Genomic DNA, 21,711 nt, shown 5'->3' on the forward strand with positions numbered 1-21,711 from the left:
TGTCTCCGGTCAGCCGCCGAGCTTCTGGATCGAATGCGGCGCCGTGGCGAATGCGATGTTCTTGGTTTCCATGTAGAAGTCGAACGACCAGTCGCCGCCGTCGCGGCCGATGCCCGAGCTCTTGACGCCGCCGAACGGCGTCGGCAGGTGCCGGACATTTTCCGAATTCACCCAGATCATGCCTGCATCGAGCGCGTCGGTGAAGCGCAGCGCGCGGGTGACGTCGGAGGTCCATAGATAGCCGGTCAGGCCGTATTGCGTGTCGTTGGCGAGAGCCAGCGCCTCGGCCTCGTCGTTGAACGGGATCGCCGTCAGCACCGGCCCGAAGATTTCCTCCTGGGCGATGCGCATCTTGTTGGTGGCGCCGACGAACAGCGTCGGGCTGACATAGCAGCCGCCGCCCGGACCGGCGAACTTGCCGCCGCCGGCGGCGACGACCGCGCCTTCCGATTTGCCGATCTCGATATAGGAGAGCACCTTTTCCTCATGCACCGGATGGATCAGCGGCCCGACCACTGTGTCGGGATCGAGCGGATGGCCTATCCTGATGCGCCTCGCCTTCTCAGCCACCAGGTCGGTGAACTTGTCGTGGACGGAAGCCTCGACCAGCAGGCGCGAGGACGACGTGCAGCGCTCGCCATTCAGCGAATAGATCATGAAGACGGCGGCATCCGCCGCCCGCTCCAGGTCGGCGTCGGCGAAGACGATGACCGGGTTCTTGCCGCCGAGCTCGAAATGCACGCGCTTCAGCGTCTCCGCCCCTTGCTTCATGATCATCGAGCCGGTGCGGCTTTCGCCGACGAAGCCGATCGCCTTGATGTCGGGGTGTTCGGTCAGCGCCCGGCCGGCATCCTCGCCGAAACCGTTGACGAGATTCCACACGCCCTTGGGCAGGCCCGCCTCCTCGGCGATCTCGACCAGCAGCCGGGCGGTGAGCGGCGACAGCTCGGCCGGCTTGTGCACCACCGTGCAGCCGGCCGCCAAAGCCGGCGCGATCTTCCAGGTCGACAGCATGAAGGGCGTATTCCACGGCGTGATCACGCCGACCGGGCCGATCGGCGCGCGCGTCGTCATGTTGACCTGGTTCGGCGCGCGGATCGTCCGGCCGTCACGCGCTTCCGGCGCGCGGTCGGCGTAGAAGCGGAAGTTCTCGGCGCCGCGCAGCGCCGCCTTGGCCATGAATTTCAGCGACTGGCCAGTGTCCATGCATTCGACGAAGGCGATCTCTTCCGCCCGCGCCACGATAGCGTCGGCTATTCTGTGCAGCAGCTTCTTGCGCGCGTCGCCGGAAATCGCCGCCCAGTCCTTGAAGGCGGCCTTGGCCGCTTTTGCCGCGCTGTCGATGTCGGCCGCCTTGCCACGCGCAACCTTGGCGATCGGCTTGAGGTCGACGGGCGAAAGCGTCTCGAAGGTCGAGCCGTCCGCGGCAGGCACCGCTTCGCCGCCGATCTGGTTCAGCACGCCGTTTTTCCGGAATCGTTCCAGATAGGCCTCGGCCTTCCGCAGATTGTCGTCCAGTGCCGCCATGATTTCTTTCCCGTTCTAGATCACTTGCCGCGCAGGCGCGGATGGATGGCGTTCTTCTTCCAGCTCAGCTCGGCGTCGATCTCGCGGATCTCCAGCGACAGCGCGAAATGCGGCGTGGCGAACAGCGATGCCAGATGATCGGTCACGGCTGCGAAGATCGCCTCGCCGGCGCTCTTCTTTTCCGCCGCGCTGCGGCCCTTGCCGATGCGGAAATTCATGTCGATGAAGCCGTTTTCCGGAAGCCGGTCTGCGATGGCATAGGCTTCGGCGCGGAAGGCGCGCACCCTGACCGCGCCCGGTTCGAACAGTCCTGTTTCGAGGATGGTGCGCGAGACCAGCGCGCAAAGCTCGCCCATGTCGACCTTCGCGTCGAGATTCGCCGAATATTCGATCGCCATATGGGGCAAGGTTTCCTCCACCTTGTAGTTAACATGTGAATTACATCTTGACGCCGGAATGTCAAGCGTCGTTCTCTCTGTGGATGCAGCTTCCGGGGTGGGATTGCCGCTCCCGGCAAAATCGCGGATATAGCTGCGATCCGGGCCTTAATCCTTGTTGCGAGTCGTACTGGACTGGAATTTTCGGAGACCTGATTTTGCTACCGCCCAGCACCCGCCGCTCCTTGCCCATGGCTCTGCTTCGCGCCCGCGAAGTGATCATGGCGCATTTCCGGCCGATGCTCGCCCGCCACGACATCACCGAGCAGCAGTGGCGCGTGCTGCGCGTTCTCGCCGAAGCCGGCCCGCTGGAAGCGACAGAGCTCGCCAACCGCGCCTCGATCCTGCCGCCGAGCCTGACCCGCATCATCAAGGCGTTGGAAGAGCGCGAGTTCATCTCCCGCAACAAGGTCAAGGATGACGGCCGCCGTGCCCTGCTCGCCATCAGCCCCACCGGCGTGGCGCTGATCGAGGAGCTGGCCCCTGAGCGGGTCGCCATCTACGACGCCATTGAAAAGCGCTACGGCGCCGAAGAGCATGAGCGCCTGCTCGACATGCTGGAGAGCCTGATCCAGTCGGAGACGGTGGAGGGGTGACGCCTTTTCCTTCTCCCACAAGGGGAGAAGGCGAAGTCGCGCTCACCCTCCAAAGCTCCCCAGCGCGCTCGGCTGCATGTAGTTGCGCCCGACATAGAGCAGCGCCGCCTCGTCGCTGCCGTGGCGGATGTCGACGACGCGGCCGAACATCACATTGTGCGTGCCGACCTTGTTCACCGCGCCGATCTCGCAGTCGAAGCTGACGATGGCGTCAAGCAGCGCCGGCATGCCGGATGGCATCGTCTGCCAGCGCGCGGCTTGATAGCGCTCGGCCATGTCGCGGATCGCGCCGGCGAATTTCGCCGCCAGGTGCATGTGCGACTGGGTCAGCACATTGATGCAGAAGCGCTGGTTGGCGAGGAACATGCCGGTCTGCGCCGAGCGCTCGTTCATGCACACAAGCAGGGTCGGTGGGTCGTCGGAGACGCTGCACATGGCGGTTGCGGTGAAGCCGCCGCGCCCGGCCGGGCCGTCGGTGGTGACGATGTTGACCGGCGCGCAGACCCGCGCCATGGCCTCGCGGAATTCCAGCCTTGCGACTTGTGTTTCCATGGGCGTCTCCATGGCCGGCCTCCCGTCAGTTGGCCTGGGCCGACAGCGGCGGCAGCCAGGTGTCGCCGGTCCAGCCCTTTTCGTCATAATCGGCCATGCATTGGTCGACGAGTTCCTCCATCTGCTTCAGCCGGCCGCCGCGCTCGGCGCCCTTCAGAACCTGCAGCCGCACCTCTTCCGGCGCGCCGGCATAGTTGAGCTCGTAGAGCGCGTGGCGGCCGCCGAATTCGGTGCCGGTCGCGTCCCACAGCAGCTTCATGATCTTGATGCGCTCGACATGGCCCATGTCGTTGGAGCCGCGCACATATTGCGCGAGGTAGCGGTCGATCTCAGGATTGTCGAAGTCGCGCGCCGAGGAGGGCAGGTAGATCAGCCCCGAGGCGACCACCCGGCGCACCGTGTCGATGACGCGCGGATACGCTTCCGACATGAAGGTGCGGTAGGCGAGCGCGGCCTCGAGATTGGGCAGCACCGCGCCGTTCGCCCATGGTATGGGGTTGTGCGCCATGGCATTGGAAAAGCTCCAGAACATGTGGCGCAGCGCAATCACCTCGCCGAGCGCCGCCTGATTGCCGCGGAAGGCGTCGCCGCCTGTGGCCCGCAGCGCCTTGGCCAGCAGCCCGGCGAGGAAGTCGAGTTTCACCGCAAAGCGCGTGCAGCCCTGGAAGCAATAGCCATGCATGAAGCCCGACGCGGGATGGAAGGACAGGATTTTTTGCGCGTCGCGCAGCACCAGCACGTCCTCCCAGGGGATAAACACGTTGTCGAGCACCAGGATGGCGTCGTTCTCGTCGAAACGCGACGACAACGGATAGTCGAAGGGATGGCCGACGGTGTTGGCCGTCTGCTCGTAGGAGACGCGGCAGAACATCTTTATGCCCGGCGCGTTCATCGGCACGATGAACATCACCGACAGCGACGGATCCTCCGTCACCGTCGCCGAGCTCTGCGCCAGGAAATTGTAGTGGGTGAGCGCCGACGACGTCGCCACGACCTTGGCGCCGGACACCCAGATGCCGGCGTCGTTTTCCTTGGTGATGTGCACGAACACGTCCTTCACCTGCTCGGCCGGCTTGTGGCGGTCGATCGGCGGATTGACGATGGCGTGGTTCATGAACAGGACCGCTTCCTGCGCGCGTTTATGCCAGGCGCGCGCATTGTCCTTGAACGGCCCATACCACTCGGCGTTGGCGCCGAGCGTGTTCATCAGCGCGGCCTTGTAGTCGGCGGTGCGGCCCATCCAGCCATAGGTCATGCGCGCCCAATGCGCGATCGCGCCCTGCTGCGCGACAAGCTCGGCGGAGGAGTGCGCGACGCGGAAATACTTGTGCGTAAAGCCGCCCGAGCCGGTATCGGTCGGCGAGGTCAGCACCGCCTGCTGGTTGGGATCATGCAGCGCGTCGTAGAGACGCGCCAGCGAGCGCACCGAATTGCGCATCGCCGGGTGGCTGGTGACGTCCGCCACACGTTCGCCGTTGATATAGACCTCGCGCCCGTCGCGCAGGCTCGCCAGATATTCGGCGCCCGTGAACGGCCGCGAATTGTCGGCCCGGAAATCTTCCGATCGCATCATGATCCTCCCTTGGATTGGTAGAGAGTAGCCGGATACGTCACAATGGTTTATGGACGAAAGCGCAAAACCGCTTGGACTTTTTCCGGCTGCCTATGAGCCAGACCGCCATTTTGGAATTCTTCGTCTACGGCGAGCCGGCTCGGGCGCTCGAGATCGGATTCCTGCATGTCGAGACCGTGCAGGCCCGCGCTTCGGTGCATCGCGGCCACGTTCTGGCGCACAAACATCCGCAAATGGCCCAGATCACCTATTGGACGAGCGGGCAGGGCCTCTATCGGATCGAGGACAAAACCTGGAGTTTTTCGGCGCCGACGGTGAGCTACATGCCGAGCGGCGTGGTGCATGGCTTCGACATCGAGCCGGGCACCGACGCCATCGTCGTCTCGGTTGCGGATGCGGCGCTCGCGGCAATCGCGGAACATTCGGCGCTGCCGCTCGATCAACCGGTTTTCATCACCGCGCGGGGTGATGGAGCGCTTTGGCAAAGGCTGGGCGACACCGTCAGGATGATCCAGGCCGAATATGCCGAGGCCCAAGCCGGCGCGGAAAAGATCCTGCCGCCGCTGATCGCGGTGGCATTGTCGCACATCGCCCGTCTCGACGCCCAGTCGCATGCGGTGACCGTGCCGGCGGCGGTGGCGCTGGGTGGCCGACTCAGGCGGCTGATCGACCGCCACTTCCGCGACGACTGGCCGGTGGAGCGCTATGTCGAGGAGCTCGGCACCACCAGGCACCTACTCGACAAGGCGGCGCATCAGGTGCTGGGCTCGGGCGTGCGCCAGGCGATCGGCGACAGGCGCCTGGTCGAGGCCAAGCGCCTGCTGCTCTTCACCATACGCACGGTCGAGGACATCGCCTACGAGACCGGCTTCAACGATCCGGCATACTTCTCGCGCTTCTTCCGCCAGGCCGTTGGCGTGTCGCCGGCGGCGTGGCGGAAGGAGAGGGTGAATAGTGAATAGTGAATAGTGAATAGTGAATGGCAAGGAGATCAGTGCTGCTTGACTGGCGGCGCCCGAAGGAATTTCCGACCATTCACCATTCACCATTCACCATTCACCATTCACCATTCACGCTGACGCAGCGGTCAACCCCGCATCCAGCCCCTCGGCAATCTTCGCCACATCGGCCGCGGTGATGATCAGCGGCGGCGACAGGATGATGTTGTTGCCCGAGACGCGCAGCATGACGCCCGCCTCGTAAGCGCCGTCCGCGACGGCGGCCATCGTCTTCTTGTCGAACGGCTTCTTCGCGGCGCGGTCCGAGACCAGCTCGAGCGCCGCCATCAGACCCTGGTAGCGGACATCGCCGACCAGCTGGTGCTTGGCCTTCAGCGCCTCCAGCGCCTTGCCGAGCTCGACGCCGCGCGCTGCGGCATTCTCGTTGACGGCCAGCCGTTTCGTTTCGGCGAGCGCCGCCAGACCGGCCGCGCAGCCGACCGGATGGCCGGAATAGGTATAGCCATGGCCGATCGCGCCGAAGCTGGTCTTGTCGGTCTCGAAGATTTCGGCGACCTTGGCGCCGATCATCGTCGCGCCGAGCGGGAAGTATCCCGATGTGATCGCCTTGGCGATGGTCATGAAATCCGGCTTCGTATTGGAGAGCCGCGAGCCCGACCAGGCGCCGGTGCGGCCGAAGCCCGTCACCACCTCGTCGGCGATCAACAGGATGTCGTGGCGGTCGCAGATCGCCCGCACCATCGGCATGAAGCTCTCATGCGGAACGATCACGCCGCCGGCGCCGAGCACCGGCTCCATGATGAAGGCGGCGATCGTGTCGGCGCCCTGGAAGGCGATCTCTTCCTCGATCGCCCGCGCGCAGAGTTTCGCCAGCTTTGCCGGATCGGTCTCGTCGAACGGGTTGCGGTAGGTCATGGGCGCCGGCGTGTGGAAGACGCCGGGCAAAAGCGGCTCGTAGTTGCGGCGGAAATTGGCGTTGCCGTTGACCGAGGCGCCACCGAAATGGGTGCCGTGATAGCCCTTCTTCAGCGCCAGGAATTTCGTCCGGTCGCCTTGGCCGCGGATCTTCCAATACTGCCTGGCGAGCCGGAGCGCCGTCTCGACCGAATCCGAGCCGCCCGAGGTGAAGAAGGCGCGCACCATGCCTTCCGGCGCGAACCATTCGGTGAGCTCATAGGCGAGCTCGATCGACGGTCCGGTCGAGGTGCCGCGAAAGCCTGAATAATAGGGCAGAGCGTCGAGCTGCGCGGCCATCGCCTGCTTGATCGGATCGCAGCTGTAGCCGAGATTGACGTTCCACAGGCCGCCGACGGCATCGAGCACGGTGCGGCCCTCGGCATCGGTCACCGAAACGCCTTCGCCCTTCATGATGATCTTCGGCGGGCTCGCCCGCATTTCGGCCGGATGCGCCATCGGATGCCAGATCGGCTTGGCGTTGTTTTCGGTGAGGAAGTTGATGTCACGCATCGGGAGGAACTCCGGTTTTCCAATCAGGAGAGCGTCAGGCCGAAATGGCTGAGCGCCTCGGCATAGCTTTGCGCCGGTCGGGCGACGTCGAAATGAACGGTTGGCATGCCGGCGGCAATCGCACCGTCGACATTGCGCTTCTGGTCGTCGACGAAGACGCAGGCCGAAAGCGGCAGGCGCAGCGCCTCGCCGACCATCGCATAGGCGCGGGCGTCGGGCTTGAGGATCTTTGTATAGGTCGCATCGACGATCGTCTCGAAAAGCGAAAGCAGCGGCAGGCGCTGGCGAAAATCGGCGCCGTAGAACAGGTCGAGCTCGTTCGACAGGATGGCGAGGCGGACACCGGCGGCATGCGCCGTGCGGATGGCTTGGTCGGCCTCCGGTCGCACCACTTTTTCAGGCTCCGCTCCACGCGCCCGCTGCACGAAGGTCTGCATCGATGTCCAGTTTTCGCCGACCAGAGCGCCGACCTCGCGCGTTCGTTCCGTCCAATAGTCGCGCTCGCTGATTTCGTCGCGTTGCATCGATCGCCAAAGCGGATCGCCGCCAGGATCGAACGGACCCTTCCAGCGCAGCTTGCCGGCAGGCAAGCCGAGCGCCTGCTCGGTCAGCGCATGCGTCTCGAATAGCGTGCGCGTGACCACGCCGCCGAAATCGAGCACCAGCGCCTGCAGCTTCAACGGGCTCATGCCACGCGCCTGCCGGTCACGCCGGGCGGAACGACGCCTTCGGCCACCCAGCGATCGAAGATCTCCAGTGCTTTGGCGCTGAAGGCGGCATCGTTGATGTGCCCAGCGATCTCATGCAGCTCGGCATTGTCCGGCACGCGCGCCCTCATCTCCTCGACAAAGGCTGACAGCGCCTCCGGCTCGTAGAGCGGCTCGCCTTTCTGGTCCCATTGCTGGATGCCGCCGGCCGGCAGGATGAAGGCGGTCGGCCCGGTCGCCGCGGCGAGCTTGTCGCCGATGGCGCGCGCGATCTCCCGGCGCGTCGCGCCGTCGGAGGTGACCGACGCCAGCAGCCGGTTATGTGCGTGGTATGGCCGCTCGGTGAAGCGCGACGGCACTGCCTGCCAGGTCGGGAAATCCACCATGTCGATGGCGCCGGGCGCAACGATCTGCGGGATGCCTTGCCGCCCGGCATTCTCCAGCCGGTCCGTGCCCGAATTCACCACCGAGCCGGTGAGCTGGTTGGCGAGCTCCTGCAGGCTGAAATCGAGCACCGCGACGAAACCCTTCTGCGCCGCGATCGCCTCCAGCGCCCGTCCGCCCATGCCGGTAGTGTGGAAGACGATGACCTCGTAGCCGCGCTTTTCCAGCTCCGGCTTCAGCGTCACCATATATTGCAGGCAGCTTTTGCCCAGCGAGCTCATGCCGACCTTCGGCCGCGACATATCGGGTTTGACGACGGCCCGCGCGGCGCCGACCACGGCGCCGCTGGCCTGCGACAGCACCGCCTTGCAGGCGCTGTTGAGCCCGTAGAGGCCGCCGGCCCAAAGGATCATCATCAGGTCGGTGGCGATGCGCTCGGGCGGCACGAGATGCGAATAGGCGATCGTCGAGACGACGAATTTAGGCACGCCGAGCGGCAGCGCCAGCGCCACATCGAGCGCAAGGTCGGTGCCCATCGAGCCGCCCAGCGCAATGAAGCCGTCGATCTCGCTTTTGTCGTGCAGCGAGCGCGCCAGCCGCGCAGCACCCAGCGCCATCAGCGTCATCGCGGTATTCTCGTCGCCGCTGGCGATGATCGCCTCGATGGTCGCATCCGCCGCGCGCGCCACCGCATGCTTGTCGTGCTCCGGCCTGTAGGGCGGGTCGCCAAGCACACTCACGTCCATCATCACGGCGACGCCGCCGACGGCCTCGATGCGCTCGCGCATGAACAGAAGCTCGTCGGCCTTGGTGTCGCCGGTGCCGATAACCAGGATTCGGCGTTTCTCCTCCACGTCAATCTCCCTGTAGTCTCTTGTTGGTTGTCAGGCCCGCTTCTGGCCTGGCAGCCGGCCGAACAGCCGCTCGCCAATCTCGCGACCCGCGGCGGTCACGCCGATGCCGAGCCGTTCGATGTCGGCCTTTTGCGTGCGCACTCTTGGCGCGGCGACCGCAATGGCACCTATGGCGTAGCCGTCGGCGCCGAGGATGGGTGCCGCGACGCTCATCACGCCTTCTTCGAAGCCCTGCGCGCCGATGGAATGGCCGCGCGCGCGGGCCGCAGTGACATGGTCGGCGAGCGTCGCCGCATCGCCTATGGTGAAGGGCGTGAAGGCCGGCATCGGACCGGCAAGAATGGCCTCGCGGATGCGTTCCTCGGCGAAAGCCAGGAACGCGATGCCGGACGCCGTGGCATGCATCGGCAGCACGTCGCCGAGTTGCACGCTGACACGATTGGCCTTGGCCGATTCGATGACCTGGACGGTGATCAGGCCGCGCTTCGAATATTCGGAGAGATGCACGGTCTCGCCGGTCTCGGCGGCCAGCGCCTCGACCACCGGCACTGCCATGCGCAGGAACGGAAACTGTGCCTCACGCATCAGCGCCAGCCGCGTCAGGCCGGCGCCGAGCCGGTAGAGCCGCGTCGTCTCATCCTGTTCGACCAGCCCTTGCGCGATGAGCGAAACCAGCAGCCGGCGCGTCGTCGCCTTGTCGAAGCCGGCGGCCCTGGCAAGGTCGGCCAGCGCCGCCTCGGGCGCGCCGCCGCCCAGCAGTTCCAGCAGCGAAATGGCTTTGGCCACCGTGCTCATCGCGTGTCCGATCCTCCGTCAGATACTTAACGTGCGAATTAACTTGACAGCAAGTCGATTCCTTTGCAAGTCTAATATCGAAATGCCGTTGCAAATAATGAAATGCACATTGGCCCTCTCAGAAGGCCCCCGGCATCTCAGGGACACTTGGTTTCCGCAACGCGGAATGGAGGGAAAAATGACCACAGTTGAAGCCGGGGTAGTGAACCGGTTGAGGAAGAACAGCCTTGGCGTCGGCGCCATCACCTTCATGGTGATTTCGGCTGCCGCCCCGCTCACGGCCGTTGCGGGCGGCACGCCGCTCGGCATGCTGATGGGCAACGGCGCCGGCTTTGCCGGCACCTATCTGATCGTGACGCTGTTACTGCTCCTGTTCGCGGTTGGCTATGTCGCCATGTCGCGCCACATCGGCAATGCCGGCGCCTTCTACGCCTATGCCGCGCGTGGGCTGGGCGGTCTTGCCGGCGGCGCCGTCGCGCTGATCGCGATCCTCTCCTACAACGCCATGCAGATCGGCGTCATGGGCCTGCTGGGCGCGGCCACCGCCGGGCTTTTCGCCGGTTGGGGCATCAATCTGCCCTGGTGGGTGTGGAGCTTCATCGCCATCGCCATCGTCGCAGTGCTCGGCTACCGCCAGGTCGACCTGTCGGCCAAGATCCTGACGGTGCTGGTGCTTGCCGAGTATGTGGTCGTGCTGATCCTCGACCTCACCATCCTCAAGACCGGCGGCGACAGCGGCCTGTCCGCCGCGCCCTTCAGCTGGAGCCAGATCACCAGCGGCGCGCCGGCCATCGCCATCCTGTTCTGCTTCGCCGCCTTCATCGGCTTCGAGGCGACCACGATCTATGCCGAGGAGGCGCGCGACCCGAAGGTGACCATTCCGCGCGCGACCTATTTCTCCGTCATCCTGATCGGCCTGTTCTACATGATCACCGCCTGGCTGATGGCGGTCGGCGCCGGCGTCGACAAGCTCCTGCCATCGCTGCAGGCCTTGCAGGACCCGACCACCTTCCTGTTCGGCCTCTCCGACCGCTACGCCGGAACGGCGCTCACCCACGCCATGAGCATCCTCTTTGTCTCCAGCCTGTTCGCCGGCGTGCTCGCGTTCCACAATGCGGTCGCCCGCTACATCTACGTCTCCGGCCGCGAGAAGCTCCTGCCGCAGTCGATCGGCGTGACGCATTCGGCGCATCAAAGCCCGCATGTCGCCTCGGTGATCCAGACCGTCCTCGCGGCCGTCGTCGTCGGGCTGTTCGCGGTGCTCGGCCTCGACCCGGTGCTGGCGCTGTTCTCGTGGCTTACCAACGTCGCCACGCTCGGCGTCATCGTCATGATGGCGGTGGCCTCGCTCGCCGTCGTGATGTACTTCCGCGCCAATCCGTCCAACCAGGAGAACGGGCTGAAGACCACGATCCTGCCGGCGCTGACCTTCATCGCCTTCGCCATCATCATCTACCTGATCGTCATCAATTTCGGCAGCCTGTCGGGAGCCGGCGGCTTCCTCGGCGTGTTCCTGCCGGCGCTGGTGCTGATCGCGGCCGTGGTCGGCCTGCTGCTGGCGGGCGCTTTGAGGGGCCGGGATCCCGTCGCCTTCGAAAGGCTCGGCCAACCGCTGGCGGATTGATGGACAGATGGGGCGGCATCCGCGCCGCGCCATCTTAACGCAGCGGGAGCAGCGGCATGAGCTTGCCGATCTGCGGCTGGGAGTTCCGTGCGCCGGCGACACTTCATGTAGAATTTGGAGCAAATTGAGAATGATCAACCAGGACACCATCGACGCGCTGCGCAAGGCGGAGGTCGGCGCGCGGCGTCTGTTCATCGATGGCGCCCATGCGGATGCCGAAAGCGGCGCCAGCCTGCAGGTGATCTCGCCGATCGACGGTCGTCCCTTCGCCAGCATCGCCGACGGTGCCGCCGCCGATATCGACCGCGCCGTCGCTTCGGCGCGCAAGGCGTTCGCGAAGGGCTCCTGGTCGCGTGCGGCTCCCGCCCTCCGCAAGAAGGTGCTGACGAAATTCGCCGAGCTGGTCGAAAAGCACGCGCTGGAGCTTGCGGTGCTCGGCGTGCGCGACAATGGCACCGAGATCGGCATGGCTTACAAGGCCGAGCCGCTGTCGGCCGCCGGCACCATCCGCTACTATGCCGAGGCGATCGACAAGGTCTATGGCGAGATCGCGCCGACGGCCGACAATGTGCTGGGCCTCATTCACAAGGAACCGCTCGGCGTCGTCGGCGTGATCGTGCCGTGGAATTTCCCGCTGATGATCGGCGCCTGGAAGATCGCGCCGGCGCTCGCTGCCGGCAACGCCATCGTCGTCAAGCCGCCGGAGATCGCCTCGCTGACATTGCTGCGCCTGGCGGAGCTTGCCGCCGAGGCCGGACTGCCGGAGGGCGTCTTCAACGTCGTCACCGGCCGTGGCTCGGTCGCCGGCGAGGCGCTCGGCCTGCACATGGATGTCGACGCCATCGCCTTCACCGGCTCCGGCCCTGTCGGCCGCCGCCTGCTTGAATATTCGGCGCGCTCGAACCTCAAGCGCGTCTTCCTGGAGCTTGGCGGCAAGTCGCCGAACATCGTCTTTGCCGATGCGCCCGATTTGAAGCAGGCGGCGGTCGTCTCGGCCAACGGCATCTTCCGCAATTCCGGGCAGGTCTGCGTCGCCGGGTCGCGGCTGCTGGTCCAGGCCTCGGTCTATGACCGCTTCATGGACGAGCTGCTCAAGGCAACCACCAAGCTGAAGGTCGGCGATCCGCTCGATCTCGGCTCCGATGTCGGCGCGGTGTCGAGCGCTGAGCAACTGACCAAGAATCTCGGCTTCGTCGCCAAGGCCGCGGAGGAGGGCGCCCGTCTCGTCACCGGCGGCGAACGCATCCTGGCGGAGACCGGCGGCAGCTATATGGCGCCGACCATCTTCGAGAACGTGACCGAGAAGATGCAGCTTGCCCGCGAGGAAGTGTTCGGCCCGGTGCTCGGCGTCATGCGCTTCGAAACCGAGGAGGAAGCGGTGCGGCTCGCCAACGCCACCGTCTATGGCCTTGCCTCGGCGGTGTGGACGTCGAACCTGTCGACCGCGCATCGCATGGTGCGCGCCATCAATGCCGGTGTCGTTCACGTCAACACCTATGGCGGCGCCGACATCACCGTGCCGCTCGGCGGCGTCAAGCAGTCCGGCTTCGGCCGCGACAAGTCACTCCACGCCATCGAGAAATACACCGACCTCAAGACGGCCTGGATTGCGCTGGGGTGATCGTTTGAGCGCGCTACTGGGCAATCCGATGGTCACCACAGCCGCGCTGCCGTTGCTGCTCGGCATTGCGCTCGCGCTGCTGGTTCGATTTGCCAGGCTTGGCGCATTGCCGATCGCCACGCTGTCGTGGGCCGCATTGGTGCTGTTTTTCTATCTCGACACGCTTGGCGCGCCGGTCCTGCCGCCGATTGCCGCGAGCCAGAAGCTCGTCTATCTCGCCGTTGCCGGCATCGCCATAGGCCTGTTGCCGGGGCGAATGCTGAGCGGCCGGGCGGCCGGTCTTCTCCCGGCTGCCGTGGTTGTCGCCGCATTCCTTTGGCTCGGCTGGCGTCGCGTCGAGGCTGGTCCGCTCGACCTTCAGATGATCGCCGCCTGCATCGTCGGCCTGCTGGTCGCGGTGGGTGCGACCGTGTTGGTGTCGTTGCCGGGCGCGCCTTCGCCGTCGGCCGAGCAGCAATTTCTAGCGCCGGCAGCGGTGCTTGCAATGTCGATCGCCGGCGCCATCGTTTCGGTTCTCGGCGCGTCCATCGTCACCGGCCAGTTGCTCGGCTCGCTCGCCGCGCTGATCGGCGGCTGGTGCCTGGTCGAGTACCTTGCAGTGCTCGGCGGTCGGACTGCCGGCCCCGGCTGGAGCAAGGGTGTCGGATTTCTCACCTTCTATGCAACGGGCACCGTGCTGATCCAGGTGGCGCTGCTGGCGCCCAAGGTGAACCTCGCAGCACTGGCGCTTTCACCCCTGCCGCCGATGGTGGCGGCGCTTGCGCGGGGTCCGCTGCAAAGCCTGCTTCCCGGCGCCCGGCCCCTGCGGCCGCTGGTGGCCGGTCTCCTGACCGCCATTCCGGCGATGCTTGCGGTTCTTGCGGCGATCGTCTGGGCGCCGCACGGGGCCGCACTCGGCTTTTCCTGAGCCAATGAACGACAACCAACATCGGATAAATGGGAGAGTTATGTGACGACGAGAAACCTTATGGCTGCCCTTGTTTTCGTCGGGGCTTCGGCGCTGGCCTCGGCCGCGCAAGCCGAGAACTACGAGATCGACGGCCAGCACGCCTGGGTTACCTTCACTATCAAGCACGGCATCTACGGCGTCGCCCACGGCCAGTTCGATGCTGTCAAGGGCGCGATCGTGATCGACAAAGCTGATCCCTCCAAGAGCAGCGTCAAGGCCGAGATCGATGTCGGTTCGGTTCACACCGCCTTCGATCAGCGGGACAGCGATCTCAAAGGCCCCGACTTCTTCAACGCGGCGGAATTCCCGACGATCAGCTTCGAGAGCACCAAGGTCGAGAAGGTCGACGAAAAGACCGGCAAGGTGACCGGCAACCTCACCATCAGCGGCGTCAGTAAGGAGGTCACGCTCGACGTCAAGCTGCTCAACGAGGCGCAGGCGCCTTGGGACGCGACGCTGACCAAGGCGGCCTTCAGCGCCTCCGGCAAGGTCAGCACAGCCGATTTCCCGATGGCCAAGGCGGCTGACGGGTTTGGCCTTGGTCCGGACGTCGACATCGTCATCGATCTCGAGGCGATCAAGAAGTAAGCCACCAGCAGGAGGACGCCGCGCGGCCTGCAAGGTCGCGCGGTTGGCTCGCTATTTCGCGCCCAGGATGAAATCGGCGCAGCGGTCGCCGATCATGATAGCCGGCGCGTTGGTGTTGCCGCTGGTGAGCCGCGGCATGATCGAGGCGTCCGCGATGCGCAGGCGCGGCACGCCGCGCACGCGGAGCTGCGGGTCGACCACCGCTAGGTCATCCGTTCCCATCCGGCATGTGCCGCAGGGGTGGTAGACGGTCTTGGCGTGGCGGATGATGTGGTCGGTTATCGCCTGGTCGCCGAGATCGTCCGCCCTGCCTGGCGCAAGCTCCTCGGCGACGACCTCGCGCAACGCCGGCTGACGCACAATGGCGCGCGCGACCTTCATACCGGCAAGAAGCAAGGCAAGGTCGTCGGCATGCGACAGGAAGCCGGTGGTGAAGCGGATAGGGTCGCTTGCATCGGCCGAGCGCAGCCGCACGGAGCCGCGAGACTTGGGCCGCAGCACGCACGGGTTCAGCTCCATGCCGTGGCGCTCGACCGAACCATGCTCGGCATTTTCGATCATCACCGGCAGCACGTGGAACTGAATGTCGGGCCGGCCATCGCCGTCGGTGTCGAAGAAGCCGCCGCTCTCGACCACATTGGACGCGAGCAGCCCGCGACGGAACATGAGATATTCGATGCCGTGCCGCAGCGCCTTCAACCCGCGGTCCTCGCCGAGCAGCGAGACCGGCTTGCGGGTCAGAGCATAGAGCGGAGCGGCGACATGATCCTGCAGGTCCTGGCCGACCGAAGGCATGTCACGGATGACGGGAATGCCCATCTCGGCAAGATGTGCGGCCGGGCCGAGGCCGGACAGCATCATCAGCTTCGGCGTCGCCAGCGCGCCGGCGGCAAGTATAACTTCGGCCTTCGCCGAGGCCGCATGGTCGTGGCCGTCCGGCGTCCGGTAGGACAGGCCGGTCGCGGCGCCGTTCTCCAGCGTCAGCGCCGTCACCAGCGCATCGGTGAGGATCTTGAGATTGGCGTTGCCGGCGAGCGGCCGCAAGAACACCTTGGCCGCCGACTGTCGCTCACCGTCTGCGGTCGTCGTCTGGTAGAAGCCGACGCCCTCCTGCCGCTCGCCATTGAAGTCGTCATTGAAGCGATAGCCGGCCTGTTGCGCGGCCTTGACATAGGCAAGCGACAACGGATGCCGGTAGCGCGGGTCGGAGACCGGCAGCGGACCTTCGGTGCCATGCCGTTCGCCTGCCAGCCGCTCGTTGCGCTCCAGCCGCCTGTAGACCGGCAGCACGTCGTCCCAGCTCCAGCCGGGGCAGCCGAGATCGCGCCAGCCGTCATAGTCTTCAGCTTGCCCTCGAACGTAGAGCATGGCGTTGATCGACGAGCCGCCGCCCAGCGTGCGGCCTTGCGGGATCGGCAGCGAGCGGCCGCCGACGCTCGGCTCCGGATCCGACTGGTAGATCCAGCTGCGCGCCGTGCCGATCACCCTGGCGAAGGTGGCGGGCATGTCGATGAAACGTGTGTTGTCGGCCGGCCCCGCTTCGACGACCAGCACGCGCTTGCCGGCCGCGACAAGCCGGCTCGCCAGCGTGCAGCCGGCCGAGCCTGCGCCGGCGATGATGTAGTCGTAAGCCTCCGTCATCTGGTCAGGCGTAGCGCATGATGGCGGTCTTGGTCTCGAGGTAACCCTCGATCGCCGCGCGGCCGTGCTCGCGGCCGATGCCGGACTGCTTGAAGCCGCCGAAGGGCGCCGCTGGGTCGAGCGTGTTGTGCGAGTTCACCCACACCGTGCCCGCCTTGAGGCCATGGATCGCCGTCATCGCCTTGCCCATGTCACGCGTCCAGATCGAGGCCGACAGGCCGTAGCGCGTATCGTTGGCGATGCGGATCGCCTCGTCGAGATCGGCGACGGGCATCGCCGCCACCACCGGCCCGAACACTTCCTCGCGCACGATCTCCATCTCCGGCTTCACATGATGCAGGATGGTCGGCGCCACATAGTGGCCCTTCGCCGGCACCGGCCGCGCGCCGCTGACACGTTCGACGCCGGCCGCAAGGCTGCGCTCGACGAAACCCTGCACGCTGTTGCGGTGCTTGGCCGAGACCAACGGATTGATCTGCGCTTCCGCGTCGCGGCCGGCGCCCATCGTCATGCCGTCGGCGATTTCGGCGAGCCGCGCCAGCGTGCGGTCGTAGATCGGCTTCTCGATCAAGAGCCGCGACGCCGAAGTACAGACCTGGCCCTGGTTGAAGAACATGCCGAGCCCCGCAAGCAGCGGCTCGATACCGTCCTCCATGTCGGTGAGCAGGATCATCGGCGACTTGGAGCCGAGCTCCAGCGTGAAGCGGGCAACTCGGTCGACGGCGGCGTGACCGATGCGTTTGCCCACCTCGGTCGAACCGGTGAAGGTCAGCTTGTCGATGCCCGGGTGGCGGATCAGCGCCTCTCCGGTCACAGTGCCGCTGCCGGTGACGATGTTGATGACGCCAGGCGGGAAACCTGACTCCTCGATCAGTTCGGCGAGCCTCAGCAGGCCGAGCGGCGTTTCCTGCGGCGGCTTCAGCACGATCGTGCAGCCGCAGGCGAGCGCCGGCGCGATCTTCCACATGCCGATCAGCAGCGGAAAATTCCACGGCACGATGGCGCCGACCACGCCGACCGGCTCCATCACCGTCATCGCATGATGCTTCGCGCCTGGCGGCACCGGGATCGACACTTGGAAGGTCGAGCCTTCGATCTTCGTCGCCCAGCCGGCATAGTAGCGCAGCCAGTCGACGGTGCCGCCGGCGCTCAACATGCGCGCGACGTCCTGCGATTTGCCGTTCTCGACGCTTTCGATCTCGGCGAGCAGATCGGCGTCGGCCTCGATCGCATCGGCAAGCCTCAGCATCAGGTTCTGCCGGTCGACCGGCCGCATCGAGGCCCACGGTCCTTCGAGCGCCGCGCGTGCCGCGCGCACCGCCTGGTCCACCAGTTCCGGTCCGCTCTCCGGCACATACGCCACGATCTCGCCTGAAGCGGAATCGTCGACCGCCAGCCCGTCGCCGGCGAGACCGTCGACGAAACGTCCATTGATGAAGGGCCGATGCGGCCGCGACAGGAACGCCGCGGCAGCCACGCTGATCGGCGGCACGGTTCTCTCGTTCACGCCATCCTCCTCGAATGCTGATGAACATTTTTGCCGAGGGTTATGGAGCGCGCCGGGGACGTTCAAGCCGGCGCGGGCGCGAGTGCGCTCTCAGTCAAAACAAAGTTCCCGCTCGGACAAGACGCTTCGCTCAAGGCCAATCAAGATTGAATGACGAGATCAGCCACGCCGGATGGTCTCAATCAGTGTTGGAGGGCGGCGGCGGTTGAGCGCAATTCTCGGCAATCCGATGGTCACCACCGCCGCGCTGCCGCTGCTGCTTGGCATCGTGCTGGCGCTCGCTGCGCGCTTTGCCCTGCCGGCCGCATCGCCGGTGTTGACGCTGTTCTGGGCAGCGCTACTCCTGTTCTTCTACTGGGACACGCTTGGTCCACCGGCCGTGCCGCCGATCGCCGCCAGCCAGAAGCTGATCTATCTCGCTTTCGCCGGCATCGTCATCAGTCTGCTGCCCGAGCGAATGCTGGGCCGCGCAACGAGTTTTGTCGCCGTCATCGCTTTTGCGGCGGCCTTCCTCTGGCTCGGTTGGCGGCGCCTGGCCGGCGGCTCGCTCGACCCGCAGATGATCGCAGCACTTGCTGTAGGGCTGTTGACGCTGATCGGCGCCGCGCTGCTCGCCGCACGGCAACCCTCGCCAATGCCGTCACCCGAAGAGCCGTTCCTGGCGCCGGCAGCGGTGCTCGCCCTGTCGCTCTCCGCCGCCATCGTCTCGGTGCTCGGCGCATCGATCGTCACCGGGCAATTGCTTGGTTCGCTCGCCGCGCTGATCGGCGGCTGGTGCCTCGTGCAGTATGTCGTGACGCTGCGCGGCGGCGCTGCCGTCTGGTGGAGCAAGGGCGTCGAATTCCTGCTGCTCTACGCTGCCGCCACGGTGCTGGTCCAGGTGGCGCTGCTCGCGCCCAAGGCCAATCCCGCCGCGCTCATCCTGTCGTCCTTGCCGCCGATCGGCGCCGTGCTCGTGCGCGGCCGGTTGCAAGGCCTGCTTCCCGGCGCGCGGCCTTTGCGGCCGCTCGTCGCCGGCATCCTGATCGCCATTCCGGCGATGCTGGCCATCGTGACGGCGATCGTCTGGGCGCCGCACGGGGCAGCCCTCGGCTTCTCATGAGCCGGGTCCAAACACAACAACCAACAACAGGGAGAAACATGTGAGAACGAGAAAACTGATTGCCGCGCTCGCTTTCGCCGGCGCATCCATGCTGGCCGTGTCTGCCCATGCCGACAACTACGAGATCGACGGCCAGCACGCCTGGGTCACCTTCACCATCAAGCACGGCATCTATGGCATCGCGCATGGCCAGTTCGACGACGTCAAAGGCGCGATCACGTTGGACAAGGCCGATGTCACCAAGAGCAGCGTCAAGGCGGAGCTCGACGTCGGCTCGGTCCATACGGCTTTCGATCAGCGCGACAGCGATTTGAAGGGACCGGACTTCTTCAATGCCGCCGAGTTCCCGAAAATCACCTTCGAAAGCACCAAGGTCGAGAAGGTCGACGACAAGACCGGCAAGGTCACCGGCAATCTCACCATCAGCGGCGTCAGCAAGGAGGTCACGCTCGACGTCAAGCTGCTCAACGAGGCGCAGGCCCCGTGGGACGCGACGCTGACCAAGGCCGCTTTCAGCGCCACCGGCAAGGTGAGCACGGCCGACTTCCCGATGGCCAAGGCGGCCGATGGGTTCGGCCTTGGACCTGAGGTGGAGATCGCCATCGATCTCGAGGCGATCAAGAAATAGGCCGCCGCAAGCCAATCGCATGATGCCGCGCGGCTAGTTCGCGCGGCACCCAAGAGGAGCGGAGAAGTGCGCGCTCAGTCAAAACAAAGTTCCCGCTCGGACAAGACGGCGGAGAACTCTCGTCGCACACTCCAGGTCAACGATCGGCAGCATTTGGGCGTCGTGCCCGCAAGGACCGCAGCATGAGATTTTCCGGCAAGACGGCATTCATCACCGGCGGCGGCACCGGTATCGGCGCGGCTGTCGCCCGGCGCATGGCCGCCGACGGCGCCAGGGTGGTGCTGATGGGCCGGCGGCGCGAGCCCCTCGAGGCCGTGACCAGGGACATTGGCGGGCTGGTCGTGCAGGGCGACGCCGCCGATGCCAAGGCTGTGCGCGCCGCTCTTGCCGAGGTTCACGAAAAGATCGGCCCGGTCGATATCCTCGTCGCCAATGCCGGCGGTCATGGTGTCGGCCCGACGGTGACGATGAGCGACGAGACCTGGGCGCTGGCGACGCGCACCAACCTCGACACCGCCTTCGTCTGCGCCCGCGAATGCCTGCCTGATCTCATCGCGCGCAAGGGCAACATCGTCGTCGTCGCCTCGATCGCCGGCCTGTTCGCAGGACCGGCGGCGGCGGGCTACGTCACCATGAAGCACGCCTGTGTCGGCTTCGGCAAATCGCTGGCGCGCGACTATGGCCGCCAGGGCGTTCGCACCAACATCATCTGCCCCGGCTGGGTGGCGACCGCCATGGCCGACGAGCAGATGCAGGTAATCGTCGACAAGCACGGGCTTGGCTCGATCGAGGAAGCCTACAGGCTTGTCACCAGGGACGTGCCGCTCGGCCGACCGGCGACGCCGGAGGAGGTGTCCAACGTCATCTGCTTCGTCGCTTCCGCCGAGGCGGCGATGATGAACGGTTCGATCCTGACCGTCGATGGCGGCGCCACCGTCGTCGACCTGCCGACGCTTGCTTTTGTCGATTGATTTGGAGATGGCGATGAACGACCAGAACAGACCCGCCGACTGGAAGCATTTTGACGACTTTGCCGCCGGCATCGCCACCAACCGGCTGCCGACAACCGATGCGTTGCGCGGCCGGACCTTCAAGATCACGCTGAAAACCGGCCGCGTCATCGATCTCGCCTTCACCGCCGCGGACACGGTGGCATGGAGCGAAGGCAACGAGGCCGGCGCCGACTGGTACGAGGCGCTGGAAGTCGCGCCGCAAGTCTTCTTCATCAACATGACCTTTGCCGCGAGGCCGGTCGAGGACGAAGCCTTCATCGTCGAGACCAAAACGCGGCGGGTGCTGTCGGTGCGCGAGCGGGTGCGCGAGCCCGGCGAGGCGCAGGGCGAACCGCGCGTGGCGCAGACCTATGCTGCCGGTGTTCTGGGCGATCCCGCCGTGCCGCCGACCGGCCGCGAGCCGGCGCCGACGCGCGACCTGATCGGGTTGACCGCGCACTACACCTACAGCCCCAACCATGTTTACGAGCACATTTATCTCAGCTCGCAGCGCTACGCCTGGCAGAACCTCGTCGGCGTCCAGCGCGGTCACGGCGACGTCGATCTGGCCACCACCTGGAAGTTCGCCGACAACCTTTATGTCTTCGGCTTCCGCGAGTTCATCATCCCGGTCGCCTCGCTGTTCTTCTACAACTGGGACACGATGCGCTCGACCGGCAAGTTCCTCGGCGTGACGAGCCAGGGCAAGGTCGAGAACAAGCCCGCCGGCGCCTTCATCGAGAAGAAATCCCGGGCCGTCTACGACCCGGGCCAGGAACCTGTCTGAGCGTCGGGATCAGCATCATGAGCAACAGGAACTACGACGCCATCAAGGCCCACTACGCCGGCTCCGACGCCAAGGACCTTGCGGCGATGATGGCGCCGATCACCGAAAGCACGGCCTGGACCGAGATGGCCGGCTTTCCCTATGCCGGCACCTATATCGGCCCCGATGCGGTCATCGCCGGCGTCTTCAAGCGCATCGGCGAGGAGTGGGACGGTTACACTTTCGCGCTCGAGAAACTGGTCGACGGCGGCGCCACCATTATCGGCATCGGCACCTATTCGGGCACCTGCAGGAAGACCGGCAAGCCGATGACGGCGCGCGTCGTCCATGTCTGGGAAATGCGCGACGGCAAGGCCGTCAGTTTCGAGCAGTTCACCGACACCAAGCTGGTCGCCGATGCGATGAGCTGAGGCGCAGCGAA

Annotated in this window: 21 protein-coding genes; 11 read left to right on the top strand and 10 right to left on the bottom strand. The window is 65.7% G+C overall.

Annotated features, from left to right (window positions below):
• Positions 1–9: 9 nt before the first annotated feature.
• Together hpaE and AC0YKC_RS00370 are read right to left on the bottom strand one after the other, a co-directional pair.
• Entirely contained in the window at positions 10–1,527 is a 1,518-nt protein-coding gene (gene hpaE, locus AC0YKC_RS00365; RefSeq protein WP_488509095.1) for a 5-carboxymethyl-2-hydroxymuconate semialdehyde dehydrogenase, read from the bottom strand.
• Between the two features lie 20 nt (positions 1,528–1,547).
• Positions 1,548–1,934: a 5-carboxymethyl-2-hydroxymuconate Delta-isomerase gene (locus tag AC0YKC_RS00370; protein ID WP_278163235.1), complete on the bottom strand. Its 387-nt coding sequence runs from the start codon at positions 1,932–1,934 to the stop codon at positions 1,548–1,550.
• A gap of 221 nt (positions 1,935–2,155) precedes the next feature.
• Between AC0YKC_RS00370 and hpaR the strand changes: the two genes are divergently transcribed.
• Complete coding sequence (hpaR, locus tag AC0YKC_RS00375) at positions 2,156–2,560, top strand: homoprotocatechuate degradation operon regulator HpaR (protein WP_320294566.1); 405 nt, start codon at positions 2,156–2,158, stop codon at positions 2,558–2,560.
• A 42-nt stretch (positions 2,561–2,602) separates the two neighbouring features.
• Here the strand turns inward: hpaR and AC0YKC_RS00380 are convergent, their stop codons facing one another.
• Positions 2,603–3,112 (bottom strand): flavin reductase, encoded by a 510-nt coding sequence (locus AC0YKC_RS00380; RefSeq protein ID WP_320294567.1) that lies wholly within the window; start codon positions 3,110–3,112, stop codon positions 2,603–2,605.
• 25 nt (positions 3,113–3,137) lie between these two features.
• Complete coding sequence (locus AC0YKC_RS00385; RefSeq protein ID WP_488509602.1) at positions 3,138–4,682, bottom strand: 4-hydroxyphenylacetate 3-hydroxylase family protein; 1,545 nt, start codon at positions 4,680–4,682, stop codon at positions 3,138–3,140.
• A 95-nt stretch (positions 4,683–4,777) separates the two neighbouring features.
• Between AC0YKC_RS00385 and AC0YKC_RS00390 the strand changes: the two genes are divergently transcribed.
• Positions 4,778–5,647, top strand: coding sequence for a helix-turn-helix domain-containing protein (locus AC0YKC_RS00390; protein WP_488509099.1), 870 nt, complete (start codon positions 4,778–4,780; stop codon positions 5,645–5,647).
• Positions 5,648–5,755: 108 nt separating this feature from the next.
• On the opposite strand, the gene AC0YKC_RS00395 is transcribed toward AC0YKC_RS00390, so the two are convergent.
• From AC0YKC_RS00395 to AC0YKC_RS00410, 4 genes are read right to left on the bottom strand one after another with little or no spacing between them, the layout of a single operon-like run.
• A complete protein-coding gene (locus AC0YKC_RS00395; protein ID WP_488509100.1) occupies positions 5,756–7,111 on the bottom strand; it encodes an aminotransferase class III-fold pyridoxal phosphate-dependent enzyme in 1,356 nt (451 codons plus the stop codon).
• Positions 7,112–7,134: 23 nt separating this feature from the next.
• Positions 7,135–7,800, bottom strand: coding sequence for an HAD family hydrolase (locus AC0YKC_RS00400; RefSeq protein ID WP_488509102.1), 666 nt, complete (start codon positions 7,798–7,800; stop codon positions 7,135–7,137).
• On the bottom strand, positions 7,797–9,056 hold the full coding sequence (locus AC0YKC_RS00405; RefSeq protein ID WP_488509104.1) for a Tm-1-like ATP-binding domain-containing protein: 1,260 nt from the start codon (positions 9,054–9,056) through the stop codon (positions 7,797–7,799). The genes AC0YKC_RS00400 and AC0YKC_RS00405 overlap by 4 nt, the downstream gene beginning before the upstream one ends.
• A gap of 30 nt (positions 9,057–9,086) precedes the next feature.
• On the bottom strand, positions 9,087–9,851 hold the full coding sequence (locus AC0YKC_RS00410) for an IclR family transcriptional regulator (protein WP_488509105.1): 765 nt from the start codon (positions 9,849–9,851) through the stop codon (positions 9,087–9,089).
• 178 nt (positions 9,852–10,029) lie between these two features.
• On the opposite strand from AC0YKC_RS00410, the gene AC0YKC_RS00415 reads away from it, so the two are divergent.
• From AC0YKC_RS00415 to AC0YKC_RS00430, 4 genes are all read left to right on the top strand, one after another.
• Positions 10,030–11,475 carry an APC family permease gene (locus AC0YKC_RS00415; RefSeq protein ID WP_434721551.1) on the top strand — a complete coding sequence of 482 codons (1,446 nt, stop codon included), beginning with the start codon at positions 10,030–10,032 and terminating at the stop codon, positions 11,473–11,475.
• A gap of 130 nt (positions 11,476–11,605) precedes the next feature.
• Positions 11,606–13,096 carry an aldehyde dehydrogenase gene (locus tag AC0YKC_RS00420; protein WP_488509107.1) on the top strand — a complete coding sequence of 497 codons (1,491 nt, stop codon included), beginning with the start codon at positions 11,606–11,608 and terminating at the stop codon, positions 13,094–13,096.
• A 28-nt stretch (positions 13,097–13,124) separates the two neighbouring features.
• Positions 13,125–14,003 carry a hypothetical protein gene (locus tag AC0YKC_RS00425; RefSeq protein WP_488509108.1) on the top strand — a complete coding sequence of 293 codons (879 nt, stop codon included), beginning with the start codon at positions 13,125–13,127 and terminating at the stop codon, positions 14,001–14,003.
• A 60-nt stretch (positions 14,004–14,063) separates the two neighbouring features.
• A complete protein-coding gene (locus AC0YKC_RS00430) occupies positions 14,064–14,633 on the top strand; it encodes a YceI family protein (RefSeq protein ID WP_434721554.1) in 570 nt (189 codons plus the stop codon).
• A gap of 51 nt (positions 14,634–14,684) precedes the next feature.
• Here the strand turns inward: AC0YKC_RS00430 and AC0YKC_RS00435 are convergent, their stop codons facing one another.
• Positions 14,685–16,274, bottom strand: a complete 1,590-nt coding sequence (locus AC0YKC_RS00435; protein WP_488509110.1) for a GMC family oxidoreductase — start codon at positions 16,272–16,274, stop codon at positions 14,685–14,687.
• Positions 16,275–16,278: 4 nt separating this feature from the next.
• Positions 16,279–17,781 (bottom strand): aldehyde dehydrogenase family protein, encoded by a 1,503-nt coding sequence (locus tag AC0YKC_RS00440; RefSeq protein WP_488509112.1) that lies wholly within the window; start codon positions 17,779–17,781, stop codon positions 16,279–16,281.
• Between the two features lie 205 nt (positions 17,782–17,986).
• Here AC0YKC_RS00440 and AC0YKC_RS00445 point away from each other — a divergent pair, with 205 nt between their 5' ends.
• The 5 genes from AC0YKC_RS00445 to AC0YKC_RS00465 all read left to right on the top strand — a co-directional run bounded on the left by AC0YKC_RS00445 (position 17,987) and on the right by AC0YKC_RS00465 (position 21,700).
• Positions 17,987–18,883 carry a hypothetical protein gene (locus AC0YKC_RS00445; protein ID WP_488509114.1) on the top strand — a complete coding sequence of 299 codons (897 nt, stop codon included), beginning with the start codon at positions 17,987–17,989 and terminating at the stop codon, positions 18,881–18,883.
• Positions 18,884–18,923: 40 nt separating this feature from the next.
• A complete protein-coding gene (locus AC0YKC_RS00450) occupies positions 18,924–19,511 on the top strand; it encodes a YceI family protein (protein WP_488509115.1) in 588 nt (195 codons plus the stop codon).
• Between the two features lie 182 nt (positions 19,512–19,693).
• Positions 19,694–20,482 (top strand): SDR family NAD(P)-dependent oxidoreductase, encoded by a 789-nt coding sequence (locus AC0YKC_RS00455; RefSeq protein WP_320294580.1) that lies wholly within the window; start codon positions 19,694–19,696, stop codon positions 20,480–20,482.
• 13 nt (positions 20,483–20,495) lie between these two features.
• The gene (locus AC0YKC_RS00460; protein WP_320294581.1) at positions 20,496–21,290 is read left to right on the top strand and encodes a MoaF C-terminal domain-containing protein; all 795 of its coding nucleotides are present in this window, start codon (positions 20,496–20,498) and stop codon (positions 21,288–21,290) included.
• 17 nt (positions 21,291–21,307) lie between these two features.
• Complete coding sequence (locus AC0YKC_RS00465) at positions 21,308–21,700, top strand: nuclear transport factor 2 family protein (protein WP_320294582.1); 393 nt, start codon at positions 21,308–21,310, stop codon at positions 21,698–21,700.
• The last annotated feature ends 11 nt before the right edge of the window (positions 21,701–21,711 follow it).

It is taken from the genome of Mesorhizobium sp. CNPSo 4661 (genome assembly GCF_057784215.1).